Raw genomic sequence first — 12,346 nt, 5'->3', positions numbered from 1 at the left:
CGTCCCGCACACGCATGACGAAGACACAGGGCACCTTGGCCATGGAGTCGTCCGGCAACGTGAACTCGTAGGCGAACTCGGCGACGATCACTTCGGGATCGGCGGTCTCGTGGACGACGACATCGACGGCACTCCTCTTCGGCAAGGACTCCCGAACTTCCGGCGGGACCGTGAAGTGCTCCCGGAGTGCACGCCGACTCGTCAACGGCTCGGACCCCGGCATCGCCATCGGATGCCGGACATCGGTGACCTCGCCATACAGGTCAGGCAACTCGCTCAAGTTCCCGTCGGCGACCCCATGAACAAGCCGGAGAAACACCTCGCGCGGCCTCAGACTCACAAAAGACCCCCCAAGTAGCAGGACCCCACCCGTCCGACCCCAACGAGCAAAGTGCTGCCCCGAGTCGAGTGCATCAAGGATCATGAAACATGCTCACGGACGACTGGCAACTCACCGACGATGTCGACGACTTCCTAGCTCAAGCAGGAGACTTCCTGCGCTCCCGGCCCGTTCTCCACAACATGTCGTTGACAGCCATCGAAAGACTGCGAACACGCGGGGCGGTTGTACACAATGCCGAACCCGCCGTCTTCGGAAGCCTGGAGTCACGAGGCGAGGTCCGCGCCGTCTTTCATCGCACTCCGCGCGGATACTTGTGGGTCACACCCCTCTCCGCCGAGCAGGTCGGCACCCTCGCCGCTCACCTGGCCGACCTCGGCCACTTCCCCTCCGGTGTCCTCGCGGACGACGACACCGCCGCCGCTTTCGCGGACACATGGCAGCGACACACGGACGCAGTGCCAGCACCTTTCTGGCGAGCTCATCTTTACCGTCTCGGCGCGCTCACCCCACCGCAACCGCACGCAGAGGGCCGGGGTCGCGTCACGGTTGAAGGGGACCGCGAACAAGTCGTCTGCTGGTGCCGTGAGTTCTGCGTCGATGTCGGGGAGCAGCCCTCCATCGACTTGATCGACGCCGGCTCCTGGGCCGACTCGCGCTTCGGCGACAGACACTTCACATTCTGGGAGACCCCGGACGGCACGCCTGTCTCCATGGCAGCCGCGACCTCGATCGTCGGCGGCATGATCCGGGTGGACCCCGTCTACACCCCAGCCCACTTCCGAGGTTGCGGCTACGCGGGCGCCGTGACGGCCGAGGTGAGCCGTGCCGCGCTGGCCGCAGGCGCGACGGAAGTCGTCCTGTTCGCGGACCCGGCCAACCCCACCAGCAACGCCCTCTACCAGCGCATCGGATACGTCCACGTCGCCGACTTCACCGGGTATGAGTTCTCCTACAGCGCACCAGAGGCCAAGATGGGGGACATCGGACGTCACGTTCGTCAACGTCGTTCGTGCAGTCACTCCACGTCGCGCACCGCGAGTAGTTCGATCGCTGCCCCAGACGACTCCAGCAGTGGTGCAGCGGCAGAACGCCTGGGATCCGCTCGGTAGGCAGCGAAGGCCTCATTATCGGGAAAGGTCACAAGGTGGGCCTCGACCTGATCGTCCAGCGTTCGCAGCCGGCGCTGAAGACACCCTCCATGCTCGGCAAGGAGCGGCAGGACGGCGCTTTCATAAGCGTCGAAGGCGTCCAAGCCCCCTTCAGGCAGCCGCGCGAGCATCAAGTACGTGACGGCCATGGCCCCTCGGTAGTGGTTGGAGGAACAGTGATCTTATGAGCCTGGCTGGGCCCACACCTTGGCTGACAGTCAGAAAGGCACGCCCGCGCGCTTGGCCAGCCGCGTCAGCCTCGGGTTGCTGCGGCGGTGCAGTGAGGTCAGCACGCGCATCAGCTCCTGGCTCGTCGGGTGGACCCGAGCCATCTCGGGTGCGACGTTCCAGGCTTCTTCGAGGGCTTCGAGGGCGCCGTCCCGGTCGCCCAGGGCGAGCCGCGACCGGCCGACGTTCATGTGCAGTGGCCCGACCCTGGTCGCGGGGAGCGTCAGGCCACTGCGGATCAGGTCGTCGGCGGTGTCCAACGCCCCCCGATGGTCTTCCAGGTCGGATGTCGTGGAAATGACGTGTACCGCCGTGTTCTCCGGCCCGAAGTGAATGCCGTGATCCTCGATGTCCTCGGGGAACTCGTCGGCCACCCGCCACGCGGCGTCGATGTGCTGCTGTGCCGTGTGCTTGTCCTTGATCCGACCCGCGAGCGTCAGCCCGCGCAGGTGCAGGATGCCCAAGCCGTACGCCCGGTCACGCCCCTCAAGAGTTGACTCGGCCTCGACGACGGCTCGGTCCACGATGGCCAACCCGCCTGCGAAGTCACCGGAGTTCAGAAACGCCCCGGCCTCGTCGCGGGCTGCCACCGTGGCGGCGATCGGGTGGGCACGCTCAGCGGCCAGCCGCTGCTTCATGACGGCCAGCTCGGCAAGGTGCATCCACCGGAACCGGGCGGCCAGCCAGTACACAACCGAGTACACGTCGGCCACCCGGGTCCATGCGTCCGGCGACTGCGTGGCGTGCGCGTAGTTGGTCGACTTCGCCAGCACCCCGGGCAGCTTCTGAAGGACCGCCCCCAGCTCGGTGCGGTAGCGGTGCTCGTTCAACCCGGCGAGTTCGCTCGGGAGGTCTTCGGGATGCGGTGGCGGGGCGTCCGGGATATCGAAGCGACGGATGACGTAGTTGAGGGCGGCGAGGCTCGCCTCGTCCGTCTTGGCGACGGGTTCCGTGCCCAACAGCTCATCGAGCGTGAGCCCCATGGCCTGCGCGAGGGAAGCGGCGATGCCTTGCGTGAGGGCTCGGTCGCCGATCTCGATCTTGCTGAGCAATGAAACCGACACGCCTGCCCGCCGGGCAAGGGCTACTTGGCTGAGGCCGCGTGCCTTGCGGCAGACGGCCACGTTCGTACCGGGTCCGGGAATCCTGATCGCGCTCATCCTGTACGTCTTCCCCGCTCGACGTCCGTTGTGTCCCATCGTCTCACTCCGCCCCTCCCCCACCCGGCCGTTGTGCAAGAGCTGTGCAAGTTGGCTCCGCGCAGTGGGAGTTCTCTTGGGTGACACACGTATGCCCAGGTGGGACGAGGACGCATGACACAGATGGAGAAGCCGGCGACGATGCTCGATCACGGCACCCTGCCGTACCCGCGGGGCACGCTCGTCGAGGACGGAGTCTCGGGACGCACAGGCGAGCTCCAGGACGTGATCGAGGAACGTCTGAAGGACACCGGCCGGGTCATCTGCCAGACCGCGTACATCCGCCCGCGAGGGGGTGACATCGAGTGGGACACCCCTTTGGTCGGTTACGAGGGGCAGTGGCGCAGGGTGAAGACGGTGAGGGCCGACCGGGGACCGATGGGCGGGCTGGCCGTCGTGGTCACCTGGGAGGAGGGCGGCACCGCCTGCTTCCCCACTGGGGACGAACTCCTCCTCGGTGAGCAGGACACCGACTGACCGAAGAGCGCGCACGGCTCGCGCGGTTCCTCGGCCAACGGTCCGGGTCAACCGGACTGCGTGACCGAGGACCGCACGCCGAACCACTGCTCGGCGCCGAACTCCTCGAACCGCTCCACCTCGGTGAACCCCAGCTTCGCCGCGAGGCGCATCGAGCGGTCGTTGGCGATCTGGGTGCAGAGCACCACCGGTTCGCCGGGAAGCGCGTCGGCGAACCAGTCGAGTGCCGCTGCGCACGCCTCGGCGGCGTACCCGTATCCCCACGCCTCCGGCAGAAACAGGTAACCGAGCTCGGCCTCCCCGGCATCCGGACGGACGTGCCCCGGACGCTCCGCGTCGCGCCGGTCGAGCGTGATCATGCCGATCATCGCTCCGTCGAGCTCGATCACGAAAAGGCCAGGCCGCCGCCCGGGCACGTCAGGCGCCGTGCGCTCAAGCTCGTCACGCGGTCGAGGGCCACCGAGGTAGGTTCTCACCTCTGGTGATGCGAACAGCTCGATGAACTCCGCGCGGTCCCAGGCCTCGGACTCGCGGAGCACGAGCCGTTCGGTCCTGATCGGGGCAGGTGGCCAGGCGACGGGCCCTAACTCAGTCATGGCGGGCAACGTATCGCAGGCCCATGACAAGAAGCGGAGGCCGGCGCAAGGGCTGACGTCCGTCAGGACCTGGGCTGGGTGATGTTGACCATCCAGGTGATGCCGTAGCGGTCCGTGCACATGCCGAAGACGTCGCCCCACATCTGCTTGTCCAGCGGGACGGACACCTGGGCGCCGGCGGACAGCTTCTCCCAGTAGCCGCGCAGTTCGGTGTCGTCGTCGCCGCTCACGCTCACGGAGACGTTGCCGGTGGGGCTGTAGTCCATCCCCGGCGGGGTGTCGGCGCCCATCAGGGTGAAGCCGTTCGGGGCCTCCAGCAGGCCGTGCATGATCTTGTCCGCCTGTGGGCTGTCCGCCTGGCCGAACTCGCCCATGGTGCTCAGTGCCAGCGTGCCGCCGAAGACGTCCTTGTAGTGCTCCAGCGCCGCCCGGGCGTCACCGTTGAAGCTGAGGTAGGGGTTGAGTCGCGAGGCCATCGCAACCTCCTGGGGTGAGTGGGGTCATAGGGGACTTTAGGTGACCATATGTGGTCAGCTGGGGCAAATGGTTGCCATGTGGAGCCTGGCGCTCCTGTCGTACGGGTGGACCGGGGGCCGTGGGCGAAGTCATCGGTGGCTCTGGTGTGACCTGTGTCACATCCAAGTGTGCGGGTGGCGCCGCTGATGCGGCACGCTAGGGGGCGTGAGCAACTCCAGTGACTCCCTTTTCGTCAAGATCTGCGGTCTGAAGACCGAGCAGGACGTCGACACGGCCGTGGCGGCGGGGGCCGACGCCATCGGGTTCGTGTTCTCGGCCAGCCCGCGCCGTATCGATGCCGCCACGGCCGCGCGGCTTGCCCGGCGGGTGCCCGCGCATGTGCTGACGGTCGGTGTGTTCCGGGCGGAACCGCTGGACGACGTACGGGCCCTGGCCGCCGAGTCCGGGATCCGGGCCGTCCAGCTGCACGGCCCGGAGGACCGGGGCTACTACGGCGAACTGGCCGCGGGCGGCTGGACGCTGATCCGCGCCGCCGCCTTCGGCGACTCCGTGCCGCGCTGCGGGGAGTTCGGCGAGGACATGCTGCTCCTCGACGCCCCGGTGCCGGGGTCCGGCGTCGCCTGGGACTGGTCCCGGAAGACCCCGGTCGGCACGGGGGAGAAGTGGCTGCTCGCCGGCGGGCTCACCCCGGACAACGTCCGGGACGCCGTCGCCGCCACCCGTCCGTGGGGCGTCGACGTCTCCAGCGGGGTCGAGAGCAGCCGGGGCGTCAAGGATCCCGCCCTGATCACCGCGTTCGTGAAGGCGGCCCGCGGCGCCTGATTGCAGGTGCGGGGGATGGTCAGTGGTTGTCGGCGGTGGCGAAGTCGGGCAGCTCGGTTGACAGCAGTTCGGTTGCGGCGCCGTCGAGGAGGTGGGCCGTCTCCGTGGAGCGGGGAAGCATGGTCTTCTCGTAGGCGTGGACGGCTTCGTCGACGGTGTCGTGGTGGGCCAGGGCGAGGGCGAGTTCGCAGGCGTCCAGCATGGCGAGGTTGACGCCGACGCCGAGCGGGGGCATGAGGTGGGCGGCGTCGCCGAGCAGGGTCACCGTGGGGTTGTGCTCCCAGGTGTGCGGGACGGGCAGGGCGAAGATCGGGCGGTCGACGTAGAGGCCGTCGTTGTCGGTGATCAGCCGGCGCAGGCGGGGTGACCAGTCGCGGTAGCGCTCCAGGAGGTGGGCGCGGATGCCGTCGGTGTCCTGGATGGTGAGGCCGCCGGCGGTGATCCAGTCGGCCGGGACGCGCTGGATGACGTAGACGCGGATGTGGTCGCCGCTGTTGCGCTGGGCGAACAGGCCGCGGTCGCCGTCGGCCGCCGCGGCGCCGCCCTGGCCGACGAGCTCGGCGATGTCGGGGTGCCGGGTCGCGGCGTTGTGGAACCAGGCTTCCAGGAAGCTCACCCCGGTGTACTGGGGGGTGGCCCGGGAGACGGCGCGGCGGACCTTGGACCAGGCGCCGTCGGCGCCGACGACGAGGTCGGCCTCGATGGTGGTGCCGTCGGTGAAGTGCAGCTGTCGGGGGCCTTCGGCAGGGCCGCTGATCGTCTGCAGGGTGTGGTCCCAGCGCACGGTGCCGGGCTGAAGCGAGTTGAGCAGCAGGTCGCGCAGCCGGCCGCGGTCGATTTCCGGCTTGAACCGCTCGTCCGGCTCGGGGACGTGGTGGAAGAGGAGCGTGCCGGCCGGGTCCAGCTGACGCATCTCCTGCCCCTCGGGGCGGGCCAGTTGGAAGAACTCCTCCAGGAGACCGGCTTCGCGCAGGGCGATCTGGCCGTTGTCGGCGTGCAGGTCCAGGGTGCCGCCCTGGTCACGGGCGTCGGCGCCGGAGTCGCGGTCGTAAACGGTGGCGGTGATGCCGTGCTGCTGGAGGATGCGGGCGCAGGTCAGGCCGCCGGGGCCGGCGCCGATGATGGCGATGCGGGGTGCGGGAGTGGTGTTCATGGGGTGCTCCGTTCGTTCGTTTCGTTTGTGCCGGGCAGAAAAACACACCAACTCAATAAGTGCAACAACTCAACTTTTGAATCCGGTCAACCGAAGGGGGTATGGTGTCGGTATGCCCAGCACGACGACCGACACCGCGGCGGGTTCCTCTCCCGCGCCGATGGGGCGCCGCGAACGCAAGAAGGCCGCCACCCGCCAGGCCATCGCCGACGCCGCACTGCGCCTGTTCCTGGAGCGCGGCTACGACGAGGTCGGCATTCGCGAGATCGCGGACGCCGCCGACGTGTCCACCACCACGCTGTTCAAGCACTTCCCGGTCAAGGAAGCCCTCGTCTTCGACGAGGACGCCGAGCACGAGACCCGCCTGCTCGCCGCCGTCCGCGAGCGGCCCAAGGGCCAGTCCATCCCCGCCGCACTGCGCGAACACGCCCTGACCACCCGGCTGGCCTCCGCCGACAGCGACGCCCGCTTCACCGCTTTCACCAACCTGGTGGCCGGCACCCCCGCGCTGCGCGACTACGGCCAGAACATGTGGCTGCGCCACACCGCCGCACTCGCCCAGGTCATCGCCGAGGAGAGCGGCCTCGCCGCAGGCGACCCCGCCTGCACCGCACTGGCCCACTTCGCCCTCGAAGCCCCTCGCGCGGCCCACGCCCACGACAACCCCCGTCAGGCCGTCACCCGGGCCTTCGATCTCCTGGAACACGGCTGGAGCGCACTCGCCCGGAGGGAAGGGCCGACCCGGCCGTAAGGTGGGGGCATGGCAGCAATGGAGACGGCACTCGGGGAACGGCTGTGGCTCGCCGGCGGGGACGCGATGTGCCCGCAGCGCGGGGCCCTGGAGCACCTCACCAGCCGCTGGGGCACCCTCGTCCTCATCGCGCTGCTCGACCGCCCGTACCGCTTCAGCGAACTGCGCCGGGAGATCGGCAGGGTCAGCGAGAAGATGCTGACCCAGACCCTGCAGACCCTGGAACGCGACGGCATGGTCCACCGCGACGCCAAGCCGGTGATCCCGCCCCGCGTGGACTACTCCCTCACCGACCTCGGCCGCGAGGCCGCCGAACAGGTCCGCGGCCTCGCGCTCTGGACGGATCTGCGGATGGCGGCCATCGAGAAGGCGCGCGAGGAGTACGACGCCGCGAAGGCCTGAGTCCAAAGGCAGCCTGAGTCCCAAAAGGCCTGACCGCGTCTGTCAAGGTGCCGCTGCGCCCACCCGTGCCGCCCCAGCGGCACGACTGCCCGCAGCTGCGGCGGCCTCCCCCGGGGCAACCGGTCACGTTTGGAGAAGCGCCCCGCGCCGGGCCGCGGCTAGCGTGAAGGCCATGGACATCACCATTCACACGACCTTCCTCCCGCACGACGACCCGGAGGCGTCCCTGGCCTTCTACCGCGACGTCCTCGGCTTCGAGGTCCGCAGCGACGTGGGACAGGGCAGGATGCGCTGGATCACGGTCGGCCCGGCCGGGCAGCCCGGTACGTCCATCCTGCTGGCCCCGCCGGCCACCGACCCCGGCGTCACCGAGGACGAGCGCCGCACCATCGCCGAGATGATGGCCAAGGGCACCTACGGCTGGATCCTGCTGGCCACCCCGGACCTCGACGGCACCTTCGAGAAGGTCACCGCCGGCGACGCCGAGGTCGTCCAGGAGCCGACCGAGCAGCCGTACGGCATCCGCGACTGCGCCTTCCGCGATCCCGCGGGCAACCTGATCCGCATCCAGGAACTGCGCTGAGCCGTACCGGCCGGAGGGGGGTTCCGCCATGTGTCACCCGGGATGGCGGCGCGCGCTCGTCGCGGCGCGGCGTCTGACCGACCTCGCGCGGCTGCGCCGGGTCCGTGACCGGATCGACCGGGAGTACGCCCGGCCGCTGGACGTGCTGGCGCTCGCCGTCGCCGCGGGCGTCCCGGCCCGGCAGCTCAGCCGTGAGTTCGCGCTCGCCTACGGCGCGTCACCGTACGCCTATCTGCAGAAACGCCGCGCCGAGCGCGTGGCCGTCATCGAACTCGTCCGAAGGGGAGAGCAGTCATGAAGGAGACCCAGAAGTACGACGGGTTCACCGAAGAGGAACGCGCCGCGATGAAGGAGCGCGCCAGAGAGGTGAAGGCGTCCGCGCGGCGTGGTTCGCGCGGGGCCAAGGCGGACACGGAGGCGGAGGTCCTCGCGAAGATCGCCGAGATGCCGGAGGCGGACCGGGTCCTCGCCGAGCGGATCCACGCCCTCGTCAAGGCCGAGGCTCCGGGTCTCGTGCCGAAGCTCTGGTACGGGATGCCGGCGTACGCCAGGGACGGCAAGGTCGTGTGCTTCTTCCAGAGCGCGCAGAAGTTCAAGTCGCGGTACGCCACGCTCGGCTTCAACGACGCGGCACGCCTCGACGAGGGCGGCATGTGGCCCACCGCGTTCGCCCTGACGGAGCCGACCGCCGACGACGAGAAGCTGATCGCCGCGCTGATCAGGCGCGCGGTCGGCTGAAATGGCCGGTGCCCGCGGACGGGGGGATCGTCCGCGGGCACCGGGGCTGGTGGGGCGCGTTACCTGACGGTGCGGTAGGCGCGGTAGACGGTCTGCTTCGTCGTGCCGCCCTTGGGGTCGGTGAGGGTGGCCCGCAGGGAGACGTAACCGGCGCGGGAGGGGTGGGTCAGCCGGACGTTCTTCCCGGCGACGACCTCGGCCTTCTTCCAGTGCTTCCCGTCGTCGTACGACACCTGGACGGTCACCTTGCGGGCGGTGCGGTTGGTGGCCGCGCCCTCGACGGTGAACGGGACGGTGAAGGCCTTGCCCGCCTTGGCCGTGTTGGTGGACGACAGCTTGGGCGTGAAGCGCACCGCGGACAGCGGCAGCCAGCTCCACCGGTCCTCGGCGACATGGCCGGAGCGGAAGGTCCACTCGGCGGTCACCCGGGTGCTGACGTTGGACAGGGACGCGGGGCGGGAGACGTCGGTGACGAGCCGGTAGGAGCGCACCGCGGAGGGGAGGGTGGTGGTCACGCCGGCCGGGGCCGCGGTCACGTCGAGCAGCTTCGTGCTGCCTTGGTACAGCTTGGTCCGGCCCTTGCTCCAGCTCGAGTCGCCCCAGTTGGCGGCGCCGTCGGAGAACAGCGAGATGTTCGCGAGGAAGTCGTCACCGCGCCGCAGGGCGCCCATCTCGCCGTCGCCCTTGACGACCACATGGGGCCCGAAGACGCCGTAGTTGAAGCGGTGCGTGTAGGTCCTGCCCGCCTTGAAGGTCATGGGGTCGGCGGTGAGCCTGGTGTCCAGCGGCGCGTCGCCGTCCGTGCCGGGGGCGCCGAACTGCTCGGCGAGGTACTGCCAGCGCACGCCCGGCATGACGTAGTCGGTCGCGGTGTGCGGCAGCGAGGCCTCCGAGTTGAAGCCGCTCCAGTTGCCGTCGGGCAGGACGGCCGCGGCGGTGTAGGACATGCTCTTGCCCTTGGCGGGCTCGCCGAAGGACAGGTTCAGCCTGGCGAACTGGCTGGTCCTCAGCTTCGCGGTGAAGCCGGTGAGGTCGCCGCGGCGGACCCAGACCGGCCGGTAGCGCACCGAGCCGTGGGCCCAGGCCCCGGAGTACTGGACGTACGCCTCACCGGCCGGCGGCCGGGCGCCCAGCTGTCCGACCCGCACGTCGTCGAAGCTGTCGTACGGGTACTCGATGCCGAAGGTCCGGCCGTCGTTCTCGCCGCCGAAGACCACCTGGGCGTTGGTGTTCTTCGCCCTGCCGTCCGGCACGGTGATCTTGACCGGGTCGGTCCTGCGGGCGTCCAGGACCAGGGTGGTGTTCGTGTTCAGCGTGAACTTCGGGTAGAACAGCAGGGCCTGCTTGTCGTCGTCCACGCCGGGCGCGGTGGAGATCGCGCCGTCCAGCACGTAGCGCCCCTTGGGCAGCCGGACCGTGTACGTGCCGTCCTGGCCGGCGCCGAGGCTCTGCCCCGACTCGGTGTCCAGGTTGGATATGTCGGCCCAGGCGTCGGTGGTCGCCTCGCCCTTGAGGTCCAGGTACTTCAGGGTGAGGTCGTACGACTCGACCTCGCGGTTCACGCCGAGCGCGGTCCGCAACCGGGTGTCCCCGGCGGTCGCCGTCACCGCGCCGCTGAACACCCCGTCGGCGCTGCCCTTGGTGGTGTCGGCGGTGACGGTGACGGAGGCGGTGCCGCCCGCCGGGACGGTGAGCTGCTTCGCCGAGACCTGGAACATGCCCTCGGCGGCGGGCCTGCCGTCCGCGCCGAACGCCTCGGCGGACAGGTCGAGGGTGACCGGCTGGTCGCCGTCGTTGCGGTAGGTGATCTCCTTGGTGACGGGCTTGTCGTCGGTGTGCGGCCACTGCTGGGTGCCGAAGCTCAGCGGTCCGGAGTCCGAGGCGACCTTCTGGGAGACGGCCCGCTCCAGGTCGGTACGGCCGGTGCCCTGTGCGAACGCGTCGAGGCCCGCGGTGGGTTCGGCCGTGGAGGTGAGCGCGGCCTTGATGCGCTCGCCGGTCCAGTCCGGGTGCTCCTGGGCGAGGATCGCGGCGGCGCCCGCGACATGCGGGGTCGCCATCGACGTACCGCTCATCGACACATAGCCGTCGGCGGCCGGGTCGCCCTCCGTGCCCTCGGCGGCCTTGGCGGCGACGATGTCCACGCCGGGAGCGGTGAGGTCGGGCTTGAGGGAGCCGTCGGCCGTGGGGCCGCGGCTGGAGAAGTCGGCGATGGCGTCCGTGCGGTCCACCGCGCCCACGGTGAGCGCGCTCGCGGCGCTGCCCGGGGTGCCGATCGTGCCCGCCTGGGGGCCCTCGTTGCCCGCCGCGATCACGAACAGCGCGCCGGAGGACGCCGACAGCTCGTTCACGGCCTGTTCGAGGGGGTCGACATCGGGGCTGTCGGTGCCGCCCAGGCTGAGGTTGACCACCTTGGCGCCCTGGGCGACCGCCCACTGCATGCCGGCGATGATGTCGGAGTCGTAGCCCTCGCCCTCGTCGTTGAGCACCTTGCCGCTGATCAGCCTGGCGCCGGGCGCGACACCCTTGTACTTCCCGCCGGACTTGGCGCCCGAGCCCGCGACCGTCGAGGCGACGTGCGTGCCGTGGCCGACGCGGTCCACGGTGTCGGCGGAGTCGGAGAAGTTCTTCGCGGTCTCCACCCGGTCCTCGAGGTCGGGGTGGGTGGCGTCCACGCCGGTGTCGAGGACGGCGACCTTGACGCCCTTGCCGTCGTAACCGGCCTGCCAGGCCGCGGGGGCGCCGATCTGCGCGGTGCTCCTGTCCAGGCTCGCCTCCACCTTGCCGTCGAGCCAGATCTTCTCGACCTTCGGCGCGACGGACGCGGCCGGCGAACTGCGGGCCGCGCCGCTGCCGGTGAGGGTCTGCCACAGCTCGGCGCCCTCCGACTTGCGGGCGGTCACCGCGTCACCGTTGACGCTCGGCAGGTCGCGCTCGACCTTCGCGCCGGTGGCGGACAGTGAACTCGCCGCCACGGAACGGCCCTTGGCGTACGTCACGATCAGCGGCAGATCGGCGCGGGAGGCGTCGTCGTAGCCGAGCTTCACCAGCTCCGTCACGTCGAACAGACGGCGGTCGGCGATGCCGTCCGCGATCAGCCGCGCCGCGTCGCCCGGGATGACGTACGTGCTGCCACCGATCGTCCGCCGGATACGGAACCTGACGTCCTCCCGGCCCTCGGCGGCCTGGACGCCGGTGACCTTGCCGGAGGCGTCGAGGGTGACCTTGTCGCCGGTGACGAGGGTGACGGTGCGTCCGGCGGCCCCGCTGGTCCCGGCGGCGGCCGTGCTCCCGGCCGTGCTGTCGGCCGTCGCGGCCTGGGTCGTGCCGCTGAGGAGGGTGGTGGCCAGGGCGAGGGCGGTGAGCGGGGCGACCGCGGCGACCGTCGCTCGTCTCGTGTGCTTCACGGCGTGCCTTTCGGAGGAGAGT

14 protein-coding genes are annotated in these 12,346 nt (G+C 70.0%); 9 read left to right on the top strand and 5 right to left on the bottom strand.

Annotated features, from left to right (window positions below; genetic code table 11):
• Nucleotides 1–429: 429 nt before the first annotated feature.
• Both ACLZN2_RS45475 and ACLZN2_RS45470 read left to right on the top strand, forming a co-directional pair.
• Entirely contained in the window at nt 430–1,452 is a 1,023-nt protein-coding gene (locus ACLZN2_RS45475) for a GNAT family N-acetyltransferase (RefSeq protein ID WP_416985840.1), read from the top strand.
• Between the two features lie 35 nt (nt 1,453–1,487).
• On the top strand, nt 1,488–1,679 hold the full coding sequence (locus ACLZN2_RS45470) for a hypothetical protein (RefSeq protein WP_416985839.1): 192 nt from the start codon (nt 1,488–1,490) through the stop codon (nt 1,677–1,679).
• Nucleotides 1,680–1,709: 30 nt separating this feature from the next.
• Here ACLZN2_RS45470 and ACLZN2_RS45465 read toward each other — a convergent pair whose 3' ends face one another.
• Nucleotides 1,710–2,843 carry a helix-turn-helix domain-containing protein gene (locus tag ACLZN2_RS45465; protein ID WP_416985838.1) on the bottom strand — a complete coding sequence of 378 codons (1,134 nt, stop codon included), beginning with the start codon at nt 2,841–2,843 and terminating at the stop codon, nt 1,710–1,712.
• Nucleotides 2,844–3,032: 189 nt separating this feature from the next.
• Here ACLZN2_RS45465 and ACLZN2_RS45460 point away from each other — a divergent pair, with 189 nt between their 5' ends.
• A complete protein-coding gene (locus tag ACLZN2_RS45460) occupies nt 3,033–3,395 on the top strand; it encodes a hypothetical protein (protein WP_416985836.1) in 363 nt (120 codons plus the stop codon).
• Between the two features lie 47 nt (nt 3,396–3,442).
• Here the strand turns inward: ACLZN2_RS45460 and ACLZN2_RS45455 are convergent, their stop codons facing one another.
• Together ACLZN2_RS45455 and ACLZN2_RS45450 are read right to left on the bottom strand one after the other, a co-directional pair.
• The gene (locus ACLZN2_RS45455; protein WP_416985834.1) at nt 3,443–3,991 is read right to left on the bottom strand and encodes a GNAT family N-acetyltransferase; all 549 of its coding nucleotides are present in this window, start codon (nt 3,989–3,991) and stop codon (nt 3,443–3,445) included.
• 62 nt (nt 3,992–4,053) lie between these two features.
• Entirely contained in the window at nt 4,054–4,467 is a 414-nt protein-coding gene (locus ACLZN2_RS45450) for a VOC family protein (protein ID WP_416985832.1), read from the bottom strand.
• A 205-nt stretch (nt 4,468–4,672) separates the two neighbouring features.
• On the opposite strand from ACLZN2_RS45450, the gene ACLZN2_RS45445 reads away from it, so the two are divergent.
• Nucleotides 4,673–5,290 (top strand): phosphoribosylanthranilate isomerase, encoded by a 618-nt coding sequence (locus tag ACLZN2_RS45445; protein ID WP_416985830.1) that lies wholly within the window; start codon nt 4,673–4,675, stop codon nt 5,288–5,290.
• 19 nt (nt 5,291–5,309) lie between these two features.
• Here the strand turns inward: ACLZN2_RS45445 and ACLZN2_RS45440 are convergent, their stop codons facing one another.
• Nucleotides 5,310–6,443 (bottom strand): FAD-dependent oxidoreductase, encoded by a 1,134-nt coding sequence (locus ACLZN2_RS45440; protein WP_416985828.1) that lies wholly within the window; start codon nt 6,441–6,443, stop codon nt 5,310–5,312.
• Nucleotides 6,444–6,555: 112 nt separating this feature from the next.
• Between ACLZN2_RS45440 and ACLZN2_RS45435 the strand changes: the two genes are divergently transcribed.
• The 5 genes from ACLZN2_RS45435 (at nt 6,556) to ACLZN2_RS45415 (ending at nt 8,917) form a co-directional block, all read left to right on the top strand.
• Nucleotides 6,556–7,194 carry a TetR/AcrR family transcriptional regulator gene (locus tag ACLZN2_RS45435; RefSeq protein WP_416985826.1) on the top strand — a complete coding sequence of 213 codons (639 nt, stop codon included), beginning with the start codon at nt 6,556–6,558 and terminating at the stop codon, nt 7,192–7,194.
• Between the two features lie 9 nt (nt 7,195–7,203).
• Nucleotides 7,204–7,596, top strand: a complete 393-nt coding sequence (locus ACLZN2_RS45430) for a winged helix-turn-helix transcriptional regulator (RefSeq protein ID WP_416985825.1) — start codon at nt 7,204–7,206, stop codon at nt 7,594–7,596.
• A 172-nt stretch (nt 7,597–7,768) separates the two neighbouring features.
• The gene (locus ACLZN2_RS45425; protein ID WP_416985823.1) at nt 7,769–8,179 is read left to right on the top strand and encodes a VOC family protein; all 411 of its coding nucleotides are present in this window, start codon (nt 7,769–7,771) and stop codon (nt 8,177–8,179) included.
• Between the two features lie 28 nt (nt 8,180–8,207).
• Entirely contained in the window at nt 8,208–8,477 is a 270-nt protein-coding gene (locus ACLZN2_RS45420) for a hypothetical protein (RefSeq protein ID WP_416985822.1), read from the top strand.
• Nucleotides 8,474–8,917 carry an iron chaperone gene (locus ACLZN2_RS45415; protein WP_416985821.1) on the top strand — a complete coding sequence of 148 codons (444 nt, stop codon included), beginning with the start codon at nt 8,474–8,476 and terminating at the stop codon, nt 8,915–8,917. Before ACLZN2_RS45420 ends, ACLZN2_RS45415 begins: the two co-directional genes overlap by 4 nt.
• A 59-nt stretch (nt 8,918–8,976) precedes the next feature.
• Here ACLZN2_RS45415 and ACLZN2_RS45410 read toward each other — a convergent pair whose 3' ends face one another.
• Nucleotides 8,977–12,324, bottom strand: a complete 3,348-nt coding sequence (locus ACLZN2_RS45410; RefSeq protein ID WP_416985819.1) for a S8 family peptidase — start codon at nt 12,322–12,324, stop codon at nt 8,977–8,979.
• Between the last annotated feature and the right edge of the window lie 22 nt (nt 12,325–12,346).

It is taken from the genome of Streptomyces sp. T028 (assembly GCF_048159505.1).
Classification (GTDB): Bacteria; Actinomycetota; Actinomycetes; order Streptomycetales; family Streptomycetaceae; genus Streptomyces.
Note: the sequence above shows the minus strand (reverse complement) of the source record. Positions and strands in the feature narration are given on the sequence as shown.

Coding starts and splice junctions, on each gene's coding strand:
- ACLZN2_RS45475 (WP_416985840.1), top strand. CDS start 430: ATGCTCACGGACGACTGGCAACTCACCGACGATGTCGACGACTTCCTA.
- ACLZN2_RS45460 (WP_416985836.1), top strand. CDS start 3,033: ATGACACAGATGGAGAAGCCGGCGACGATGCTCGATCACGGCACCCTG.
- ACLZN2_RS45455 (WP_416985834.1), bottom strand. CDS start 3,991: ATGACTGAGTTAGGGCCCGTCGCCTGGCCACCTGCCCCGATCAGGACC.
- ACLZN2_RS45450 (WP_416985832.1), bottom strand. CDS start 4,467: ATGGCCTCGCGACTCAACCCCTACCTCAGCTTCAACGGTGACGCCCGG.
- ACLZN2_RS45440 (WP_416985828.1), bottom strand. CDS start 6,443: ATGAACACCACTCCCGCACCCCGCATCGCCATCATCGGCGCCGGCCCC.
- ACLZN2_RS45435 (WP_416985826.1), top strand. CDS start 6,556: ATGCCCAGCACGACGACCGACACCGCGGCGGGTTCCTCTCCCGCGCCG.
- ACLZN2_RS45430 (WP_416985825.1), top strand. CDS start 7,204: ATGGCAGCAATGGAGACGGCACTCGGGGAACGGCTGTGGCTCGCCGGC.
- ACLZN2_RS45425 (WP_416985823.1), top strand. CDS start 7,769: ATGGACATCACCATTCACACGACCTTCCTCCCGCACGACGACCCGGAG.
- ACLZN2_RS45420 (WP_416985822.1), top strand. CDS start 8,208: ATGTGTCACCCGGGATGGCGGCGCGCGCTCGTCGCGGCGCGGCGTCTG.
- ACLZN2_RS45415 (WP_416985821.1), top strand. CDS start 8,474: ATGAAGGAGACCCAGAAGTACGACGGGTTCACCGAAGAGGAACGCGCC.